The following is a 21,221-nucleotide window of genomic DNA, read 5'->3' as shown; positions in this document are numbered from 1 at the left end:
GTGGCAAGTCGTCGTAACGGCTTAGGCAGCCACTTAAGCCGCTGCGAGCAACTGACGCAGCACGAACGGCAGGATACCGCCGTGCTTGTAGTAATCCACTTCGATCGGCGTGTCGATACGCAGCAGGACTTGCACCTTTTGCGTTTCGCCGTTCTTGCGATGGATCACCAGCGTGACGTCCTGTTGCGGCTTGATATCGGCCGTCAGACCTTCGATATCGAACGTTTCTTCGCCCGTGATGCCGAGCGATTGCACGCTGTCCGAGCCCTTGAATTGCAGGGGCAGGACGCCCATGCCGACCAGGTTCGAGCGGTGGATACGCTCGAACGAGCGCGTGATCACAGCCTTCACGCCGAGCAGTTGCGTGCCCTTGGCTGCCCAGTCACGCGACGAGCCCGTGCCGTACTCTTCGCCGCCGAACACGACCGTCGGAGTGCCTTCGCCGACATACTTCATCGCGGCGTCGTAAATCGACAGTTGTTCGCCGCTCGGCTGGTGAATCGTCAGGCCGCCTTCGACGCGCGAACCGTCTTCCTTGGCCGGAATCATCAGGTTCTTGATACGCACGTTGGCGAATGTGCCGCGCATCATCACTTCGTGGTTGCCGCGGCGCGAACCGTAGCTGTTGAAGTCGGCCTTCAGCACGCCGTTTTCCAGCAGCCACTTGCCGGCCGGCGACGTTTCCTTGATCGAACCTGCCGGGCTGATGTGGTCGGTCGTGACCGAGTCACCAAACACGCCCAGGGCGCGCGCACCGTTCACCGGCTTGATGTCGGTGTTCGGGTCCATGGCGAAACCGTCGAAGAACGGCGGCTCAGCAATGTACGTCGAGGTCGGCCAGTTGTAGACCTCGCCCTTCGAACCCTTGATCTTCGCCCACAGCGGGCTCGGCGTCTTCACCGAGTCGTAGTTCGTCTTGAACACCTTCGCGTTCATCGCGAACTTCATCAGCTTGTGGATTTCGTCGCTGGTCGGCCAGATGTCGCCCAGGAAAATCTCCTTACCGCCCTTGCCCTTGCCGACCGGCTCGGTCATCAGGTCGCGCGTCACGTTGCCGGCGATCGCGTAAGCGACGACCAGCGGCGGCGAGGCCAGGAAGTTGGCGCGGATGTTCGGGTGGATACGTGCTTCGAAGTTACGGTTACCCGACAACACGGCCGAGGCGACCATGTCGTTCTTGGTGATCGTTTCGTTCAGTTCCGCCGTCAGATCGCCGGCGTTGCCGATACAGGTCGTGCAGCCATAAGCCGTCACGCCGAAGCCCAGCTTCTCGAGGTACGGCAGCAGGCCGGCCGCTTCGAGGTACTCGGTCACCACGCGGCTTCCCGGGGCGAGCGACGTCTTGATGTGCGGGGCGACCTTCAGGCCGGCTTCCACCGCCTTCTTGGCCAGCAGGCCGGCGGCGAGCAGCACGCTCGGGTTCGACGTGTTCGTGCACGACGTGATGGCAGCAATCAGCACGTCGCCGTTCTTCACGTCGATGCCGCTGGCCGTCTGGTACGTCGTTTCGAGTTGTTCGGTCGTCTTGTTGAAGCCGTTTTCTGCGGTCGGCTTCGTGAACAGATCGGCGAACGTCGACTTCACGTGACCGATTTCGATACGGTCTTGCGGACGCTTCGGGCCTGCCAGCGACGGGGCCACCGAGCCCAGATCCAGCTTGACCGTCTTCGTGTAGTCGATTTCGTTCGACTTCGGAATACCGAACAGCTTCTGAGCCTTGAAGTACGACGCGAACGCATCGATCTCGGCCTTCGTGCGGCCCGTGCCTTCGAAGTAGTCGATGGTCTTTTCGTCGACCGGGAAGAAGCCCATCGTGGCGCCGTATTCCGGGGCCATGTTGGCGATCGTTGCGCGGTCCGGCAGCGCCAGACTGGCCGTGCCTTCGCCGAAGAATTCGACGAACTTGCCGACGACCTTCTCGCGACGCAGCATTTCAGTGATCGTGAGCACCAGGTCGGTAGCCGTCACGCCTTCGCGCAGGCGGCCCGTCAGTTCCACACCGACGACGTCCGGCGTCAGGAAGTACACCGGCTGGCCGAGCATGCCGGCTTCGGCTTCGATACCGCCCACGCCCCAGCCCACTACGCCAATGCCGTTGATCATGGTCGTGTGGCTATCGGTACCGACCAGGGTATCCGGATAGAACACGTTGTCTTTCTTGTGCACGCCACGTGCCAGGTACTCCAGGTTCACCTGGTGCACGATGCCGTAGCCCGGCTGCACGACGCCGAACGTGTCGAACGCCTGCATGCCCCACTTCATGAACTGGTAGCGCTCGTTGTTGCGCTGGAATTCCAGTTTCATGTTCAGGTCGAGCGCTTTCTTCTCGCGGAAGTGATCGATCTGAACCGAGTGATCGACCACGAGATCCACCGGCACCAGCGGCTCGATGCGCTTCGGGTTCTTGCCCTGACGCTCAGCGACGTTACGCATGGCGGCCAGGTCGGCCAGCAGCGGCACGCCCGTAAAGTCTTGCAGCACGACGCGCGCCACGACGAACGGGATTTCGTCGATGCGGTCGGCATTCGGCTTCCAGTTGGCGAGCTGCTTGACGTGCTCTTCGGTCACTTTCTTGCCGTCGCAATTGCGCAGCACGGACTCGAGCACGATACGGATCGACACCGGCAGGCGTTCGACATTCACTCCCAGGGCTTTGCCCAGTTGGGGCAGCGAGTAGAACTTGCCTTTCTTGTCGCCGCCGAGTTTGAACTCTTTAAGCGTTTTGTGGAGGTTGTGGGCCATGATCTTTCCTTGAGTGATACAGAAAAACGAAGCGGTGTTGAGGCTTTTTAGTGGGGGCCGGCGTCAAGCGGGCACAGGGGAGTGTGCCCGCTGGCACGCCGGTACAGCGTGATTACGGTGTGACAGGAAAGTGGCTGGTGCTGCATGCGTCTCTCGTGGCCGGAGACGTCTTACTTCAGCAGTTCCACCGACTGGGTCGGGGCCAGCTTGTTCTGATCGGACATCGCTTGCGTCATGCACTCGTCGGCCAGACGGCTGCCGCCTTCGCGGTGCGTGAAGAGCATCGCCTTGGTCGGGATCACGATCAGATCCAGGCCGCTGGCGGCGTCGAAGAAGCGGTCAGCGCCCGTCGTCGTCACCTGACGCGGCAGCTTGTAATTCCGGCCTTCCCAGAACATCGTCAGAATCTGGTCGCGCTTCATGTCGCCCTTGATGTACAGCTTGTTGTTCTCTTTGCAGCTCCAGAGTTCCGAGCCTTCGTCCGGTTGTGCCGGGGCGGCAGCTACTGCGGCTTTCTTCTTTGCCGGTGCCTTCTTCTTCGGCGCAGCTTTCTTGGTCGTCGTGGTGGACGCGTCGGCGGCAAACGCAGCCGGCACCATGGCAGCGGAACACAGGGCGACCAGTGCGGTCAGGCAAAGCTTCTTCATGGTGAGTCTCCAGTCGGTAAGAAAACGAAAGCGCAGATTATCGTACGAAGTTCGCGTAGTTCGTCGTCACCATACAAATTTTTTCATTTCCGGACGGGCAAGCGCAGCGGGCGGCGGCGGTACGAACCGGCGTCGCTGATGAATATGTTGCAGTGCGGGGTTGGGTGTCGCGTCTGACTCGGCTGCGACGGGCAGAGGATGCTTGGCGAAACGAACGCGGGGCGGGCAGGGCGGACGTGGAAGGCAGTGAATCCGGTAAAGCCGGTGAATCCGTTGCTGTCATCGGCACGCCGGCGCCCGGGGTTGGGTGCGGCGGGCTTGCGGCGGCATTGAGGATTTGCATTCGCTTGGCCAAAAATTCGCTCTCAGAGTCGCTATCTTATGCGCCAATCGAGGGCGCGTGGAGATACGCGAAACTTTGTGACTGCGGTTTTGCTTGTCGGTTCAAGACAATCCCTCGACCAGAGGGGGCAGCACCGGCATGGGGGTAAGCCGCCGGCGCTGTTTCGGCCCCTCGCGATGCTTGTGACATCGCAGGGGGCCGAGGTCTCCGAGGGGATTAGCCCAGCAGATGTGCGACGCCTGCACGCTCTTCTTCGAGTTCCTTGAGCGTGAAGTTCATCTTTTCGCGCGAGTAGGCATCGATCTCGAGGCCTTCCACACGCTTGTACTTGCCGTTTTCGCAGGTGACCGGCACGCCGTAGATGACGTCTTCCGGAATACCGTACGAGCCGTCCGACGGGATGCCCATCGTGACCCACTTGCCGTTCGTGCCGAGCACCCAGTCATGGATGTGGTCGATGGCAGCGTTGGCAGCCGAAGCAGCCGACGACAGACCACGGGCTTCGATGATGGCCGCGCCGCGCTTGCCGACGGTCGGCAGGAACACGTCGTTGTTCCACACGTCGTCGTTGATCAGGGCCTTCACGTTCTGGCCGTCGATCGTGGCGAAGCGGTAGTCGGCGTACATCGTCGGCGAGTGGTTGCCCCACACGGCCAGCTTTTCGATGCTGGCGACCGGCTTGCCGGTCTTGGCGGCGATTTGCGACAGGGCACGGTTGTGGTCCAGACGCAGCATCGCGGTGAAGTTTTCCTTCGGCAGGTTCGGGGCCGACTTCATGGCGATGTAGGCATTCGTGTTGGCCGGGTTGCCGACCACGAGGACCTTGACGTCGCGCTTGGCGACTTCGTCCAGGGCCTTGCCTTGCACCGTGAAGATGGCGCCGTTGGCTTCGAGCAGGTCCTTGCGTTCCATGCCCTTCGAGCGCGGACGGGCACCGACCAGCAGTGCGACGTCAGCATCCTTGAAGGCGACCTTCGGGTCGTCGGTCACCACCACGCCGGCGAGCAGCGGGAATGCGCAGTCTTCGAGCTCCATCACGACGCCCTTGACGGCGGCTTGAGCTTGCGGGAGGTCGAGCAGTTGCAGGATGACGGGTTGATCCTTGCCGAGCATGTCGCCATTGGCGATGCGGAACAGCAGGGAGTAGCCGATTTGACCAGCGGCGCCGGTGACGGCGACACGCATTGCGGGTTTTGCCATGAGAATCTCTCCAGACGTGTACAAATTCCTGCGAAGCTCAAGATAAGCTCGCCGTCCGGGTGGCTTTTTTGCCAGGCTGACAGCGCCGCGTCACATGAAGCTTCTAAAATTCCTTGACCTACGGAAGCTTGCGGGCTGCGGGGTGTGCTGCCATCGACGCGTGCGAAGCGCCGGACTCTCTTATAAGATAGCCATATTGCGGCTGCGCAGGCCCCTGTTAGCCCGCGTCAGTGTAGGAGTGGCCACACTGAATGTCAACTCTATCTTATGTCTTATATAAGACATAGGATTATTGCTGTTATTCGATGGACGAAGGTCTTGATTTGTGGTCAAATCCCCGCCATGAATGCGAACGTTCGCGACACATCCAACACCACGCCGCCTGTCGATGCCCAGCAGCGGCCGGACAGCGCGCGTGACGCCGCACCGGCTCCCCAAGCCCCATCGGGCATGGCTGCGGCAGGCGCGTCGCCGACGTTCAGCCCGCTGTACCAGCAGATCAAGGGGCTCATTACACAGAGCCTTCAAGCCGGCGAATGGAAGCCCGGCGAAATCATTCCGAGTGAAGTCGATCTGGCCGGCCGCTACAAGGTCAGTCAGGGCACGGTGCGCAAAGCCATCGATGAGCTTGCGGCCGAAAACCTGCTTGTGCGCCGTCAGGGGCGCGGCACGTTTGTCGCCACGCACCACGAAGACCGGGTGCAGTTCCGGTTTTTGCGCCTCGCGCCCGATTCGGGCGAACAACACCATCCGCCCAGCCGTCTGATCGAGTGCCGCCGTATGCGCGCGCCGGCCGAAATCGCACGTCAGCTCGACCTGCGCGCCGGCGACGGAGTGATTCTGATTCGCCGCATGATGGATTTCTCGGACCGTCCGACGGTGCTCGACGAAATCTGGCTGCCGGGCACGCTGTTTCGCGGCCTGACGGCGGAAAAACTCAATGAATACAAGGGGCCGATGTACGGCCTCTTCGAAGCCGAATTCGGCACGCGCATGATTCGCGCCGTGGAAAAAGTTCGCGCGGTGGCCGCGGACGACGCGACGGCGGATCTGCTGAAGGTGCCGAAGGGCTTCCCTCTGTTGAGTGTGGAGCGCGTCTCCTACACTTACGGGGACAAACCGGTGGAAGTGCGCCGGGGCTGGTATGTCACCACGGAACATCATTACCAGAACGAATTAAGTTGAGAGGGTAGGGCGGTCGAGGGTATCGGTTGGCGTCGTGGCCGGCAGATACCTGATGGCTGGAGGCATGAGGGGCGGCGTGTCGTGCGCCGTTGGCAGGAATTTCCGGATCATTGGGAACCGTGATGGTGCATCGCACTAGAAACGGCGCTAAAATCCGGGGCTGATGTAACTACATGGGGTCTAGCATGGCTGAAGTGGTAAAAAAAGAGCGGCCAGTCTACAGGAATATCGGTATCGGACAGATTGTCACGTACCGTCTCCCGCTGGCTGGTATCGTGTCTATCCTGCACCGTATTAGCGGTGTGATCTTGTTCCTTCTGTTGCCGTTCGCGCTGTATTTGTTCGAACAGAGCCTCACGTCGGAACTCAGCTTCGACGTTCTGCGAAGCATCGCCTCCAACTGGTTTGCCAAGCTCGTCATCCTTGCGCTGTCGTGGGGTTTCCTACAGCACTTCTGTGCTGGCGTGCGCCACCTGCGCATGGACTTCAATCACGACGCCGTGAGCAAGGAAGGCGGCAAGAACTCGGCAGTGGTCGTCGTGGTCGTGTCGCTCGTGCTGACGCTGGCCGTGGCCCTCAAGCTGTTCGGAGCGTTCTAAGATGGCACAGAACAATATTGGTTCCAAGCGCCTGGTCGTCGGCGCCCATTACGGGCTGCGCGACTGGATTGCGCAGCGCATGACCGCGGTCATCATGGCCGTGTACACCGTGATCCTGCTGGTGTGGTTCTTCACCGCCAAGGATTTCTCCTACGAAGGCTGGGCCGGCATTTTCGCGCATCAGTGGATGAAGCTGGCCACGTTGGTCACGCTGCTCGCGCTGTTCTATCACGCGTGGGTCGGTGTGCGCGACGTCTGGATGGACTACGTCAAGCCGGTCGGTTTGCGACTGGCGCTGTACGCGCTGACGATCGTCTGGCTGCTGGCTTGTGCCGGCTACGCCGCGCAGATTCTGTGGAGAGTGTAAAGAATGGCTGCAATTAAAAATTCGCTGCCGCGCCGCCGCTTTGACGTTGTCATCGTGGGCGCAGGTGGTTCGGGCATGCGTGCGTCGCTGCAACTGGCCAAGGCCGGTCTGTCGGTGGCCGTGCTGTCCAAGGTGTTCCCCACCCGTTCGCATACCGTTGCTGCCCAAGGCGGCATCGGCGCTTCGCTCGGCAACATGAGCGAAGACAACTGGCATTACCACTTCTACGACACCATCAAGGGCTCCGACTGGCTCGGCGACCAGGATGCGATCGAGTTCATGTGCCGTCAGGCACCGAACGCCGTGTACGAGCTCGAACACTTCGGCATGCCGTTCGACCGTAACGCGGATGGCACGATTTATCAGCGCCCGTTCGGCGGCCACACGGCCAACTACGGTGAGAAGCCGGTCCAGCGCGCTTGCGCGGCCGCCGACCGTACCGGTCACGCCCTGCTGCACACGCTGTATCAGCAAAACGTCGCCGCCAAGACCCACTTCTTCGTGGAGTGGATGGCGCTCGACCTGATCCGTAACTCCGAAGGCGATGTCCTCGGTGTGTCGGCGCTGGAACTCGAAACCGGCGAAGTCTACCTGCTCGAAGCCAAGTGCACGTTGTTCGCGACCGGCGGTGCCGGCCGTGTGTACGCTGCTTCGACGAACGCGTTCATCAACACCGGTGACGGTCTGGGCATGGCGGCACGTGCCGGCATTCCGCTCGAAGACATGGAATTCTGGCAATTCCACCCGACCGGCGTGGCCGGCGCGGGCGTGCTGATCACGGAAGGTGTGCGCGGCGAAGGCGGTATTCTGCGCAACTCGAACGGCGAGCGTTTCATGGAGCGTTATGCCCCGACGCTGAAGGATCTGGCGCCGCGTGACTTCGTGTCGCGTTCGATGGACCAGGAAATCAAGGAAGGCCGCGGTTGCGGCCCGAACGGCGACTACGTGCTGCTCGACCTCTCGCACATCGGTGCCGAGACGATCATGAAGCGCCTGCCGTCGATTCGCGAAATCGCATTGAAGTTCGCCAACGTCGACGCGATCAAGGAACCGATTCCGGTCGTGCCGACCATCCACTATCAGATGGGTGGTATCCCGACGAACTATCACGGTCAGGTCGTGGTGCAGCAAGAAGGCGCCTCGGTGCCGGTCAACGGCTTCTACGCCGTGGGCGAGTGCTCGTGCGTGTCGGTCCACGGTGCGAACCGTCTGGGCACGAACTCGCTGCTCGACCTCGTGGTGTTCGGCCGTGCGGCCGGTAACCACATTGTCGACTTCGTGAAGAATCACGGCGACCACAAGCCGCTGCCTGCCGACGCCGGCGAGAACGCCCTGGCACGTCTGGGCCGCCTCGAAGGGTCGAGCTCGGGCGAGTATGCCCAGGACGTCGCCAACGATGTCCGCGCCACGATGCAGAAGCATGCAGGCGTGTTCCGTACCGCCGACCTGCTCAAGGAAGGCGTGGGCGAGATTCTGCAAGTGGCCGAGCGCGTGTCGCACGTCCACCTGAAGGACAAGTCGAAGGTGTTCAACACGGCGCGTATGGAAGCGCTGGAAGTCGACAACCTGATCGAAGTGGCCAAGGCCACCATGATCGCAGCCGAAGCCCGCAAGGAAAGCCGTGGCGCACACGCGCACAGCGATTATCCGGAGCGCGACGACGCCAACTGGATGCGCCACTCGCTGTTCTTCAGCGAAGGTAATCGTCTGGATTACAAGCCGGTGCAACTCAAGCCGCTGACCGTCGACTCGGTTCCGCCCAAGGCGCGGACGTTCTAAGGGATTCGCAAGATCATGAAACGTATTTTTGAAGTCTACCGTTACGATCCGGACAAGGACGCCGCACCGTACATGCAGACCTACGAGGTCGAACTCGACGGTCATGAGCGCATGCTGCTGGACGCCCTGGTCAAGCTCAAGAAGATCGATGAAGGCATCGCCTTCCGCCGCTCGTGCCGTGAAGGCGTGTGCGGTTCGGACGCGATGAACATCAACGGCAAGAATGGTCTGGCCTGCCTGACCAACATGAAGGATCTGCCGAACAAGATCGTGCTGAAGCCGCTGCCGGGCCTGCCCGTCATTCGCGACCTGATCGTCGACATGACGCACTTCTTCAACCAGTACCACTCGATCAAGCCGTACCTGATCAACCCCGAGCCGGCACCGGAGAAGGAGCGCCTTCAGTCGCCCGAACAGCGTGATGAGCTGGATGGTCTGTACGAGTGTATTCTTTGCGCATCGTGCTCGACGTCCTGCCCGAGCTTCTGGTGGAACCCGGACAAGTTCGTCGGCCCGGCTGGCCTGCTGCAAGCCTATCGCTTCATCGCGGACAGCCGCGATACGGCGACGAGCGAGCGTCTGGACAACCTGGAAGATCCGTACCGACTGTTCCGCTGCCACACCATCATGAACTGCGTGGACGTGTGCCCGAAGGGTCTGAACCCGACGAAGGCCATCGGCAAGATCAAGGAGTTGATGGTGCGTCGCGCCGTCTAATCACAGATCATGCCGGACACTACTCACCAGTCTGATCCGGTCAAGCGTGCCCGCCTGCGTTGGCGGGCACGTCGCGGCTTGCTGGAAAACGACCTCATCCTCGAGCGGTTCTTCGCCAAGTACGAAGCCTCGATGACCGATGAGGACGTCGGCGCCCTGACCAGGCTGCTCGATTTGAGCGACAACGATTTGATGGATCTGCTGCTAGCGCGTAAAGAGCCCGAGGCGGATCTGGACGGGCCGGACGTGCAGCGCCTGCTGGCGCTTTTGCGTGCCGTGTAGGGGTTTAAGTATTTTTTTGAGGAAGCGATATGACTCCGTCTGATGTTAAAGCCACCCTATCTTTCTCTGATGAATCGCCCAGCGTAGAGCTGCCGATTTACAAGGGTACGATGGGTCCGGATGTGATCGACATCCGCAAGCTGTACGGCCAGACCGGCAAATTCACGTATGACCCGGGCTTCATGTCGACGGCGTCGTGCAATTCCGCCATCACTTACATCGATGGCGACAAGGGCGAGCTGCTGTACCGCGGCTACCCGATCGAACAGTTGGCCACCAACTGCGACTTCCTCGAGACCTCGTACCTGCTGCTGAAGGGCGAACTGCCGAACGCGCAGCAAAAGGCCGAGTTTGTCGACACCGTGACCCGTCACACGATGGTTCACGAGCAGATGAATTTCTTCTTCCGTGGCTTCCGTCGCGACGCGCACCCGATGGCTGTGCTGACCGGCTCGGTCGGCGCCCTGTCGGCGTTCTACCACGACTCGCTGGACATCAATAACCCGAATCACCGTGAAGTCTCGGCGATTCGTCTGATCGCCAAGCTGCCGACGCTGGTCGCCATGGCTTACAAGTACAGCATCGGTCAGCCGTTCGTGTACCCGAGCAACGACCTGTCGTACAGCGCGAACTTCATGCGCATGATGTTCGCCAACCCGTGCGAAGAGTACAAGGTCAACGACGTGCTGGTGCGCGCCCTCGACCGTATCCTGATCCTGCACGCCGATCACGAACAGAACGCTTCGACCTCGACCGTGCGTCTGGCCGGTTCGTCGGGCGCCAACCCGTTCGCCTGTATCGCTGCCGGTATCGCCTGTCTGTGGGGCCCGGCGCACGGTGGTGCGAACGAAGCCGCGCTGAACATGCTCGAGCAGATCGGTTCGTCGGACAAGATTCCTGAGTTCATCAAGCAAGTGAAGGACAAGAACTCGGGCGTGAAGCTGATGGGCTTCGGTCACCGCGTGTACAAGAACTACGATCCGCGTGCCAAGCTGATGCGCGAAACGTGCTACGAAGTGCTCAACGAACTGGGCCTGCACGACGATCCGCTGTTCAAGCTGGCCATGCAGCTCGAGAAGATCGCGCTGGAAGACGAATACTTCGTGTCGCGCAAGCTGTACCCGAACGTTGACTTCTACTCGGGCATCGTTCAACGCGCGCTGGGTATCCCGACGTCGATGTTCACCTGCATCTTCGCGCTGGCCCGTACCGTGGGCTGGATCGCGCAGTGGAACGAGATGATCGGCGAGCCGGATCAGAAGATCGGCCGTCCGCGTCAGCTGTTCATCGGCCACACGCCGCGCGAAGTCGCAGCCATCGACAAGCGCTAAGCGCGTCGAGGCTTCCGGCACGGCCCCCGCTTGCCGTGCCGGCACCGTAACCTTGCTGAAACGGCAAGGCGGTGCGGCCCGCAACGAGCCCTCGTTGCGCTATATTCGAATCCACGGCACACGCTGCCGTGATTCGCACAAATCCCCGGTTGATCGTGCGTTTACCGCCCGGTTCCCCGGGGATTTTGTATTCCGCCGGCGCGAAAGCGCTATGGCATAATCAAAAGTTCCCAGAACGAAATCTGTTCCCAGAACAATATTTAGCCCCGCGTTTTTATCATGGCCCAGACGCTGTATGACAAATTGTGGGATGCACATGTCGTGCATACCGAGGACGATGGCACTACGGTGCTCTACATCGACCGTCACCTGCTGCACGAGGTGACCAGTCCGCAGGCGTTCGAGGGGCTAAAACTCGCGCAGCGTCCGGTCTGGCGTCTGTCCGCGAACCTCGCGGTGTCGGACCACAACGTGCCGACCACCGACCGCACGCAAGGCATTGCTGACCCGATTTCGCGTCTGCAAGTCGATACGCTCGACACCAACTGCGACAGCTTCGGCATTACCCAATTCAAGATGAACGATCTCCGCCAGGGGATCGTGCACGTGATCGGCCCTGAGCAGGGCGCCACGCTGCCGGGCATGACGGTCGTGTGCGGCGACTCGCATACGTCGACGCACGGCGCCTTCGGTGCACTGGCCTTCGGTATCGGCACGTCGGAAGTCGAGCACACGCTCGCCACGCAGACGCTGCTCATGAAGAAGAGCAAGAACATGCTCGTGAAGGTCGAAGGCACGCTGCCGCGCGGCTGCTCGGCCAAGGACATCGTGCTGGCCGTCATCGGCAAGATCGGTACCGCAGGCGGCACCGGCTACACGATCGAATTCGCCGGTTCGGCCATTCGCTCGTTGACGATGGAAGGCCGCATGACCGTGTGCAACATGGCGATCGAAGCGGGCGCGCGCGCCGGTCTGGTCGCCGTGGACGACACCACGATCAACTACGTGAAGGGCCGTCCGTTCTCGCCGAGCGGCGTGGAATTCCAGCAGGCCGAAGCCTACTGGCGCACGTTCCACACCGACGCGGGCGCGCAGTTCGACCACGTCGTCGAGATCAATGCCGCCGACCTGCGCCCGCAAGTGAGCTGGGGCACGTCGCCGGAAATGGTGGTCAGCATCGACGACCGCGTGCCGGACCCCGAGAAGGAAAAGGACCCGGTCAAGCGCAGTGCCATGGAGCGCGCGCTCGAGTACATGGCGCTCACGCCGGATACGCCGATGTCGAGCATCACCGTCGACAAGGTGTTCATCGGTTCGTGCACCAACTCGCGCATCGAAGACATTCGCGCAGCCGCGTACGTGGTCAAGAAGCTGGGCCGCCGCGTGGCCTCGAACGTGCGTCTGGCGATGGTCGTACCGGGCTCGGGGCTGGTGAAGCACCAGGCCGAGCAGGAAGGGCTGGATCAGGTCTTCAAGGCCGCCGGCTTCGAATGGCGCGAGCCGGGTTGCTCGATGTGTCTGGCGATGAATGCCGACCGTCTGGAGCCGGGTGAGCGTTGTGCATCGACCTCGAACCGCAACTTCGAAGGCCGTCAGGGCGCAGGTGGCCGTACGCACCTCGTGAGCCCGGCCATGGCGGCGGCAGCTGCCATCGAAGGTCATTTCGTCGACGTGCGCCGCTTGGTCTGAGCGCCAGGCATCGATTTATCCGTCGTTTGACAATTTCTTTTAAAGAGACAAAACCATGAAGAAACTGTGGATGCTGATCGGTGCGGTGCTGCTACTGGGCGTGACGGGCTGCAATACGATGGCCGGCCTCGGCAAAGATACGCAGGCTGCCGGCTCGGCGCTCGAAAACGCGGCGAAGAAGTGATGCGACGGCGGGTGTCGTGACGATTCCGGTCTCACCGGACTCACGATATGCGCCTTTAAGATTCCCGGTTGGGGTGGCTTGCGCCAAAGGGCGAAGGATCACACCGCAGCCGAACTGTTTTGATCAGGTGGTTTGTGATGGAAAAATTTACCGTCCATACGGGGTTGGTGGCACCGCTCGATCGTGAGAACGTCGACACCGACGCGATCATCCCCAAGCAATTCCTGAAGTCGATCAAGCGCACGGGTTTCGGCCCGAACCTGTTCGACGAATGGCGTTATCTCGACGTGGGTCAGCCCGGGCAGGATTGCAGCACGCGTCCGCTCAACCCGAATTTCGTGCTGAACCAGCCGCGTTTCCAGAATGCGACGGTGCTGCTCGCCCGCAAGAATTTCGGTTGCGGCAGCTCGCGTGAGCACGCGCCTTGGGCCTTGCAGCAATACGGGTTTCGCGCCGTGATTGCGCCGAGCTTCGCCGACATCTTCTTCAACAACTGCTACAAGAACGGGCTGCTGCCGATCGCGCTGTCCGAGTTGCAGGTCGACCACCTGTTCAACGAGACCGCTGCGTTCCCGGGCTATCAGTTGACCATCGACCTCGACAAGCAGGCCGTGATCGCCGCTGACGGCCGCGCGTATGAGTTCGACATCGCGCCGTTCCGCAAGTACTGCCTGCTGAACGGTTTCGACGATATCGGTCTGACGCTGCGTCACGCCGACAAGATTCGCGCATATGAAGCGGAGCGGCTTGCCAAGCAGCCGTGGCTCTCGACGCGTTTGCCGGGCTGAGCCCCGCGTACCCCATAGGAGAAACGCATGAAAATCGCAGTGTTGCCGGGTGACGGCATTGGTCCGGAAATCGTGAAGGAAGCCGTCAATGTGCTCAATGCGCTTGGCGAGACGTTCGAACTGGAAGAAGCGCCCGTCGGCGGCGCCGGTTACGAGGCATCGGGACACCCGCTGCCCGACGCCACGCTCAAGCTGGCCAAAGAAGCGGATGCCATCCTGTTTGGCGCCGTGGGCGACTGGAAGTATGATTCGCTGGAGCGCGCGCTGCGCCCCGAGCAGGCGATTCTGGGCCTGCGCAAGCATTTGCAGCTGTTCGCCAACTTCCGTCCGGCCATTCTGTACAAGGAACTGGCCGACGCATCGAGCCTGAAGCCGGAAATCGTGGCAGGCCTCGATATCCTGATCATCCGCGAGCTGAATGGCGACATCTACTTCGGTCAGCCGAAGGGCTTCCGTCAATCGCCGGATGGCGCTTTCGAAGGTGCGCGCGAAGGTTTTGATACCATGCGCTATAGCGTGCCCGAAGTGGAGCGTATCGCCCACGTGGCGTTTCAGGCAGCGGCCAAGCGCGACAAGCGTCTGTGCTCGGTCGACAAGGCCAACGTGCTCGAGACGTCGCAGCTGTGGCGTGACACGATGATCGAGGTCGCCAAGCAGTATCCGGACGTCGAGTTGTCGCACATGTACGTCGACAACGCCGCGATGCAACTGGTCAAAGCGCCGAAGAACTTCGACGTGGTGGTGACGGGTAACATGTTCGGCGATATCCTGTCGGACGAAGCCGCAATGCTCACGGGTTCGATCGGCATGCTGCCGTCGGCGTCGCTGGACGCCAACAACAAGGGGTTGTACGAGCCGTCGCACGGTTCGGCACCCGACATCGCCGGCAAGGGCGTGGCCAATCCGTTGGCAACGATTCTGTCGGCGGCCATGATGCTGCGTTACACGCTGGGTCGCGCCGAACAGGCCGATCGCGTGGAGAGCGCAGTGAAGAAGGTGCTGGCGCAGGGGTTGCGCACGCCCGATATCTGGCAGGAAGGCGCGACCAAGGTCGGTACGCGCGAAATGGGCGCGGCGGTGGTTGCCGCGCTGTAACGTTGACGGGGCGTCGGGAGACGCCCCTCAGCGCAATTGCAACGATAAGAGAGTGGACAAATGAAAACCGTAGGTCTGGTAGGTTGGCGGGGCATGGTCGGTTCGGTGCTGATGCAGCGCATGCAGCAGGAGAACGACTTCGCCTTGATCGAGCCGGTGTTTTTCAGCACCAGCAACGCGGGCGGCAAAGCCCCGTCGATGGCGAAGAATGAGACTTCGCTGAAAGACGCCAATGATGTCAACGAGCTGAAAAAATGCGACATCATCATTACCTGCCAGGGCGGTGACTACACAACAGAGATTTTCCCGAAGCTGCGCGCAGCGGGCTGGAACGGCTACTGGATCGACGCGGCCTCGACGCTGCGCATGAAGGACGATGCCATCATCGTGCTCGATCCGGTCAATCTCGATGTGATCAAGAATGCGCTGACCAAGGGCACCAAGAACTTCGTCGGCGGCAACTGTACGGTCAGCTGCATGCTGATGGGCCTGGGTGGTCTGTTCCAGCACGGTCTGGTCGACTGGCTGACGTCGATGACGTATCAGGCTGCCTCGGGCGGCGGTGCGCAACACATGCGCGAGCTGCTCACGCAATTCGGCACGATCAACGCCGAAGTCAAGGCGCTGCTCGACGACCCGCACTCGGCGATTCTCGAAATCGACCGCAAGGTGCTGGCCAAGCAGCACGCACTGACGGCTGACGAGACCAAGCAATTCGGCGTGCCGCTGGGCGGCAACCTGATTCCGTGGATCGACAAGGATCTGGGCAACGGCCAGTCGAAGGAAGAATGGAAGGGCGGTGCCGAGACCAACAAGATTCTGGGTCTGGGCGACGGTTTCCCGGGCACGCGCGCCATTCCGGTGGACGGTCTGTGCGTGCGTATCGGTGCAATGCGTTGCCATAGTCAGGCACTGACCATCAAGCTTACGAAGGATGTGCCGTTAGATGAACTGACCGACATCATCGGTCAGGCGAACGACTGGGTGAAGGTCGTACCGAACACGCGCGAGGCGTCGATGAAGGATTTGACGCCTGCTGCCGTGACCGGCACGATGTCGATTCCGGTGGGCCGCCTGCGCAAGATGTCGATGGGTCCGGAGTATCTGTCGGCGTTCACGGTGGGCGATCAGCTCCTGTGGGGTGCGGCAGAACCGCTGCGTCGTATGCTGCGGATCCTGCTGGACGCTTGAGCGTTACAGTGCATCGGTAAGGCGTGAAGAACGGCGGCCCGCGTGGCCGCCGTCCGCGCTTTGGGAGGCGCCCCCTGCAACTCGCGGGGCGGCCAGTGAGAACAATCGACTGACAGGCTTGACAAGACACAGTGCGGAAATACTCGATCGGCAAGCGCGCAAACTCGTCCCGGAACTCGTCCCGCAACTCGTTTCGACTGACTGCGGCGGCGGCCGTCTTGTGGAGCCTCGGGCTTCTCAATGCCGGTGCGGCCGAGTTCGGCCCGCAACAAGTGCGCTCCGCTGCCGGGCAACCGCTGCGTGCGGTGATCGTGCTGGGCAATGTGTCGCAGGCCGAGGCCGATGGGCTGTCCGTCAAGCTCGCCGGGCGCGACGCGTTCCGGCAAGCCGGACTGCGCTACGACCCGACGCTCGAGAAGATCTCCGTCTCTGTCGAGCCGACGGGTGGGCGCGAGCCGGGCTATAGCGGCACGTATCTCGTGCACGTCGATTCGGCCGAGCCGATCAGCACGTCGTTCCTCGATTTGTTGCTCGTGCTGGAGTGGCGCACCGGACGACAGTCCAATGCCGTGACGCTCTCGGCCATTCCCGAAGCCAGTGCTGCGCAACCGCAGGCCGTTGTGCCGGCGGCTGCGGCGGCCAGTGCCTCGCCGAATGCCGCAGCAAGTGCGCCGGCGCAGGGCGCTGCGTCAGGTCAGTCACGCCAATCGAACGAATCGAACCCATCGACCTCATCGAACCAACCCGCTCGTTCGGGCAATGCAGCCAACGCCAGACCGGCGGCGGCTGCCTCGAACGCTTCGGCCGACGGTGCGCGCACGGTGGAGCAGGGTGACTCGCTGTCGTCGATTGCCCGCGAATTCACGGGCGGCGAGGGCGGTACCACGCTCGCGCAGATGATGACGGCGCTGTTCGAATCGAATCGTTCGGCGTTCATCGGCAACGACCCGAACCGTTTGCGTCAGGGGGCGACGCTCGCGCGCCCGTCCGATGCACAGGTGCAGGAAGTCCCGCCCACGCAGGCACGCAAGTTCGTGTCGGCGGCGCGGGAACAGTTTGATGCGTATCGCGCGCGGCTGGCCGAATCGACGGCACAGCAGGCAGCACCGGCCAATGGCCGCAGTGCTCAGGGTGCGATTGAAGCGGGCAAGGCGCCGGAAGCCGCCGCCCCCGCCGCGCGTGATGAATTGAAGCTGTCGCGACCCGGTAAGGGGCGCGGAGCCGGCAAGACCGGCAACGGCGAGGAAGAACAAATCGCTCAGGGCAAGGCGCAGACCGAGGCTCAGGGCAGGGTGAATGAGTTGCAGAAGAACGTAGCAGATCTCCAGAAGTTGTTGGCGATGAAGAATCAAGCGGTCGCCAACCTGGAGGAGCAGGCCGCCACCGCTTCCGGGGCGGCTGCACAAGACAAGCAAGCGAATACCGTCAAGGGTAAGGACGCCGCCAACGCGACAGCCAAGGACGCGAAGCCCGCGGCGAATGCTGCTAACGCAGCCAATGCGGCCAATGCCACGGCGACCGCGGCGAATGACGCGAACGCGTCGGGCGCGGCGGCGGAGGGTGCCTCGGCCGCGACTGCGGCAGCCAGCGCTTCGGATGCCGCAGCGCAAGCCGTGGTGGCGAGCGAAGCGGCAGCGTCCGCGACGCAGGCGGCCAGTGCGGCGGTTGCCGATACGAAGCCTGCGCCGAATGCTTCGATGAACTGGCGTGCCGTGCGCGACAACCCGTACGTGCTGCCGGGCGCAGGCGTTCTGGTGGTGCTGATGGGCCTTTGGTGGCTGATGCGCCGCCGTCGCGCCGAGCCGCCGGTGGGTCAGGACGGTCCGTACGACGATGGCCGTGATGGCCGTGATGGCAGCGATGGCCGCACGCCGCATGACGGCCCGCATGGCGCTGAGCCGCAGCTGTCGCAAGGCGGTTCGACGGTGGCAGGCGTTGTGACGGGCGCAGCGGTGGCCACGGGCGCTGCCGGCGCTGCTGCCATGTACGCCGCCCATCAGGCCGAAGCCGACGAGCATCTGCATCCGAGCGCCGACGACACTTGGGCGGAACCCGCCGAGCCGACTGAACCGACTGATGGCGATGGCGTTGCCGCGCTGGAAGCTGAGCATCCCGATGCGACGGTTGCTGGCGCAGCGCTGCCGGGCGAATGGGACGCCGAACAGGAACACCTGACGGACGAGCTGGCCGATCAGGCACACGAAACGCACGAGACGCACGAAGCGCACGAAGCGTCGTTCGATGCCGCAGAGACGCTCGCCGACACCCCTGAGGCCTTCGTTACGCCGCCGGAAGCGCCGGCGCATGACGTTGCCGAGGAACCCGTCGCGGAGGCCGTCAGCGAGCCGGAAATCAACTGGGACGACGCTTTCGCCGAACAGGCGGGCGAGGTGCCGGTAGCACAGACGCCGCACGACGATCCGGCCGCCGCAAGTCTGTCGGCGCTGGAGGCTCTCGGTGCTGCTGCCGCCGTCGGTGGTGTTGCCGCTGCCTCGGCACATGTGGCCGAGCCGGTGGTCGAGCCGCAACACGAAGCGCCGGTTGCCGAACCTGTCGCAGAAGCCGAGCCGCAAAACGGTGTGGCAGGCATGCTGGGCGATCTCGATCTCGGCTTGCCGGGTCAGCCGGCGCACGTCGGCACGATTGCCAGCGGCGCATTGCCGTCGCTCTCAAGCGGTATCGGTTCCGTGCAGTTCACGATGGCACCGCAGGTGGGTGAAGCCCATATCCATGCGCCGTCCGGCGATCAAGGCGATTTCGATGCCGACGACGGAGAACTGAGCGACGCCGATTTCGACGCGGCGCTCAAGGCCGCCGCCGAATCGCCGCGCAGCTATACCGACAGTGCGCACGAAGCCCCGTCGCTCAAGCCGATGTCGTTCGACCTGTCGGACTTCAGTCTGGACTTGAAGGGTGACGACGCGTCCGCAACAACTATCGCGCCTGCCTTCGTGAGCGCGCCGACGTTGCCGGAAGCCACGGGCGATGAAGCGCTGGTCGAGCACGACGCCTTTGCACAAGCGGCCCCGTCGACGGGCTATGCGCCTCACGCGACGCCGTCGGCTCAGACTTGGGCACACGCGGCTGCGGAAGACGTGACGGAAGCGGCAGCCCCGCCGCAGTCACCGGAGGCACCGGCCTTTGCGTCGCCTGCGGAGCCGTCGGCACCCGCTCCGGCCCCCGCTGCGCCCGCACCCGCGCCCGCAGCGCCCAGCCCCATCGCGCCGCAACTGGCCGATCTGGCGGTGCCTGACGAGTTCCACACCAAGCTCGAACTGGCGGCGGCCTACCAGACGATTGGCGATGATGACGGTGCGCGCGAGTTGCTCGAAGAAGTCATCGCCGGTGGCGACGAGGCGCAACAGTCGGTCGCTCGCAGCCGTCTGGCGGAACTCGGAAAGTGACGAAAACGGCGTGAAATTCGACGTCGGGTGCGAGGCGGAGGCATTGCCGAACACCCTGATCGTCCGCAGGAACATAGCGATATAGCGACACAGTGACGCCGGCAGCGATCGGCGAACACACCACAGGTTGACCGTAGTTTCGGGCGCTCGTAGGTTGGGCGCCCGTTTTTCTTTTACCGCAGGCGTGCCGTTGGGCGCGCATCAGATATGCGAATCGCACTGGGCATCCACTACGACGGCACGGCGTTTTCCGGCTGGCAATCGCAGCCGCATGGCAACACCGTGCAGCAGGCGCTCGAATCCGCATTGCGGGAGTTCGGCGGCGTCTCCCTGCCGACGACCGTGGCCGGGCGAACGGATACGGGCGTGCACGGCATCGGGCAGGTGGTGCATTTCGACACCGAACTCGACCGGGCGATGTTCTCGTGGGTGCGCGGCGTGAATGCGTTCCTGCCGAAGACCGTTGCCGTGCAGTGGGCGCAGGCGATGCCGGATGACTTTCACGCGCGCTTCATTGCGTTCGAGCGCACGTACTTTTACGTGCTCTACGTGCATCCGGTGCGCTCGCCGCTGCTCGAAGGCCGTTGCGGCTGGCTGCACACGCCGCTCGATCTCGATACCATGCGCACCGCCGGTCAGGCGCTGGTCGGCGAACACGATTTCTCGGCGTTCCGCTCGTCCGAATGTCAGGCCAAGACGCCGGTGAAGCATCTGTACGCCATCGACATCGAACAGCAGGGCAACTTCTTCGTGTTCCGCTTCCGCGCGAGCGCGTTCCTGCATCACATGGTGCGCAACATCATGGGGTGTCTGGTCGCGATCGGCCGGGGCCGTCAGTCGGTCGACTGGATGGCTGCCGTGCTGGAGAGCCGCGACCGCCGTCAGGCTGCGCCGACCTTCATGCCCGATGGCTTGTACCTCGCACGCGTGGGGTATCCTGAGCGCTTCGCAGTGCCCGAGCCCAACTGGGCGGCGTGGCCGTTCCCGATGCCTTGGGCACAAGACGGAACCCCTTCATGACATCTCGCACCCGAATCAAGATTTGCGGCCTCTCGCAGCCGGCGGACATCGACCACGCGGTCGCCCTCGGTGTCGATGCGATCGGCCTCGTGTTTTACCCGCCCAGCCCGCGTTACGTCGATCTCGCACGCGCTGCCGAACTGGCGCGCCGGGTGCCGCCGTATGTCAGCGTGGTGGGGTTGTTCGTCAATGCCACGGCTGATGACGTCGCGCGTACCGTCGAGGCGGTGCCGCTGACCACGTTGCAGTTCCACGGCGATGAATCGCCCGAAGTCTGCGCAGCGTTGGCGGCGGCCGCAGGGCGCCGTCCGTACACGCGTGCCATGCGTATTGGCCCGGAGACGAAAGACAGTAGCGATTTGCTACAATTCGCAAACGCATACGCCGCCGCGCAAGGTATTTTGCTGGATGCCCTGGTTGAGGGCTACGGGGGCGGGGGAAAGGTTTTCGATTGGTCACTTATTCCAAAAGACATCGCGCGTCGGGCCGTTTTGAGTGGTGGCTTGAACGCACACAACGTTGCTGAGGCAATCCGCCAGGTGACGCCGTACGCCGTCGACGTGTCGAGCGGTGTTGAGGCGTCACGGGGCGTGAAAGATCCCGCCCGAATGACGGCGTTCGTGCGCGCAGTACGCGCTGCCGACGCCGAATAGCAACC

At 62.6% G+C, this 21,221-nt stretch carries 18 protein-coding genes; 15 read left to right on the top strand and 3 right to left on the bottom strand.

From position 1 onward, the window contains the following. Nucleotides 1-33: 33 nt before the first annotated feature. The 3 genes from acnA to CDV44_RS11475 form a co-directional block, all read right to left on the bottom strand. Nucleotides 34-2,742, bottom strand: a complete 2,709-nt coding sequence (acnA, locus tag CDV44_RS11485; protein WP_087688166.1) for an aconitate hydratase AcnA — start codon at nucleotides 2,740-2,742, stop codon at nucleotides 34-36. 170 nt (nucleotides 2,743-2,912) lie between these two features. Then, on the bottom strand, nucleotides 2,913-3,389 hold the full coding sequence (locus CDV44_RS11480; RefSeq protein WP_058379333.1) for a hypothetical protein: 477 nt from the start codon (nucleotides 3,387-3,389) through the stop codon (nucleotides 2,913-2,915). A gap of 559 nt (nucleotides 3,390-3,948) precedes the next feature. After that, the gene (locus tag CDV44_RS11475; RefSeq protein ID WP_058379332.1) at nucleotides 3,949-4,932 is read right to left on the bottom strand and encodes a malate dehydrogenase; all 984 of its coding nucleotides are present in this window, start codon (nucleotides 4,930-4,932) and stop codon (nucleotides 3,949-3,951) included. A 450-nt stretch (nucleotides 4,933-5,382) separates the two neighbouring features. Here CDV44_RS11475 and CDV44_RS11470 point away from each other — a divergent pair, with 450 nt between their 5' ends. The 15 genes from CDV44_RS11470 (at nucleotide 5,383) to CDV44_RS11400 (ending at nucleotide 21,216) form a co-directional block, all read left to right on the top strand. After that, nucleotides 5,383-6,117: a GntR family transcriptional regulator gene (locus tag CDV44_RS11470; RefSeq protein WP_371328765.1), complete on the top strand. Its 735-nt coding sequence runs from the start codon at nucleotides 5,383-5,385 to the stop codon at nucleotides 6,115-6,117. A 185-nt stretch (nucleotides 6,118-6,302) separates the two neighbouring features. Continuing rightward, on the top strand, nucleotides 6,303-6,716 hold the full coding sequence (sdhC, locus tag CDV44_RS11465) for a succinate dehydrogenase, cytochrome b556 subunit (protein WP_058379330.1): 414 nt from the start codon (nucleotides 6,303-6,305) through the stop codon (nucleotides 6,714-6,716). A gap of 1 nt (nucleotide 6,717) precedes the next feature. After that, nucleotides 6,718-7,083, top strand: coding sequence for a succinate dehydrogenase, hydrophobic membrane anchor protein (sdhD, locus tag CDV44_RS11460; RefSeq protein WP_058379329.1), 366 nt, complete (start codon nucleotides 6,718-6,720; stop codon nucleotides 7,081-7,083). A gap of 3 nt (nucleotides 7,084-7,086) precedes the next feature. Beyond that, entirely contained in the window at nucleotides 7,087-8,862 is a 1,776-nt protein-coding gene (gene sdhA / locus CDV44_RS11455; RefSeq protein WP_087688164.1) for a succinate dehydrogenase flavoprotein subunit, read from the top strand. A 12-nt stretch (nucleotides 8,863-8,874) separates the two neighbouring features. Beyond that, entirely contained in the window at nucleotides 8,875-9,579 is a 705-nt protein-coding gene (locus CDV44_RS11450) for a succinate dehydrogenase iron-sulfur subunit (RefSeq protein WP_064675097.1), read from the top strand. Nucleotides 9,580-9,588: 9 nt separating this feature from the next. Beyond that, a complete protein-coding gene (locus CDV44_RS11445; protein WP_058379326.1) occupies nucleotides 9,589-9,861 on the top strand; it encodes a succinate dehydrogenase assembly factor 2 in 273 nt (90 codons plus the stop codon). 29 nt (nucleotides 9,862-9,890) lie between these two features. Further along, nucleotides 9,891-11,192, top strand: coding sequence for a citrate synthase (gene gltA / locus CDV44_RS11440; RefSeq protein ID WP_058379325.1), 1,302 nt, complete (start codon nucleotides 9,891-9,893; stop codon nucleotides 11,190-11,192). A 279-nt stretch (nucleotides 11,193-11,471) separates the two neighbouring features. Continuing rightward, the gene (leuC, locus tag CDV44_RS11435) at nucleotides 11,472-12,881 is read left to right on the top strand and encodes a 3-isopropylmalate dehydratase large subunit (protein WP_087688163.1); all 1,410 of its coding nucleotides are present in this window, start codon (nucleotides 11,472-11,474) and stop codon (nucleotides 12,879-12,881) included. Nucleotides 12,882-12,936: 55 nt separating this feature from the next. Continuing rightward, entirely contained in the window at nucleotides 12,937-13,065 is a 129-nt protein-coding gene (locus CDV44_RS11430) for an entericidin A/B family lipoprotein (RefSeq protein ID WP_058379323.1), read from the top strand. Nucleotides 13,066-13,202: 137 nt separating this feature from the next. After that, nucleotides 13,203-13,853: a 3-isopropylmalate dehydratase small subunit gene (gene leuD, locus CDV44_RS11425; protein ID WP_087688162.1), complete on the top strand. Its 651-nt coding sequence runs from the start codon at nucleotides 13,203-13,205 to the stop codon at nucleotides 13,851-13,853. Nucleotides 13,854-13,880: 27 nt separating this feature from the next. Then, a complete protein-coding gene (leuB, locus tag CDV44_RS11420) occupies nucleotides 13,881-14,948 on the top strand; it encodes a 3-isopropylmalate dehydrogenase (RefSeq protein WP_087688161.1) in 1,068 nt (355 codons plus the stop codon). A gap of 60 nt (nucleotides 14,949-15,008) precedes the next feature. Further along, nucleotides 15,009-16,139, top strand: a complete 1,131-nt coding sequence (asd, locus tag CDV44_RS11415) for an aspartate-semialdehyde dehydrogenase (protein WP_084656274.1) — start codon at nucleotides 15,009-15,011, stop codon at nucleotides 16,137-16,139. 218 nt (nucleotides 16,140-16,357) lie between these two features. Further along, nucleotides 16,358-19,543 carry a FimV/HubP family polar landmark protein gene (locus CDV44_RS11410; RefSeq protein WP_170935955.1) on the top strand — a complete coding sequence of 1,062 codons (3,186 nt, stop codon included), beginning with the start codon at nucleotides 16,358-16,360 and terminating at the stop codon, nucleotides 19,541-19,543. A 207-nt stretch (nucleotides 19,544-19,750) separates the two neighbouring features. Then, entirely contained in the window at nucleotides 19,751-20,563 is an 813-nt protein-coding gene (truA, locus tag CDV44_RS11405; protein ID WP_087688159.1) for a tRNA pseudouridine(38-40) synthase TruA, read from the top strand. Next, on the top strand, nucleotides 20,560-21,216 hold the full coding sequence (locus CDV44_RS11400) for a phosphoribosylanthranilate isomerase (protein ID WP_087688158.1): 657 nt from the start codon (nucleotides 20,560-20,562) through the stop codon (nucleotides 21,214-21,216). Before truA ends, CDV44_RS11400 begins: the two co-directional genes overlap by 4 nt. The last annotated feature ends 5 nt before the right edge of the window (nucleotides 21,217-21,221 follow it).

Source organism: Pandoraea sp. PE-S2R-1, from assembly GCF_002179865.1.
Taxonomy (GTDB): Bacteria; Pseudomonadota; Gammaproteobacteria; order Burkholderiales; family Burkholderiaceae; genus Pandoraea.
Note: the sequence above shows the minus strand (reverse complement) of the source record. Positions and strands in the feature narration are given on the sequence as shown.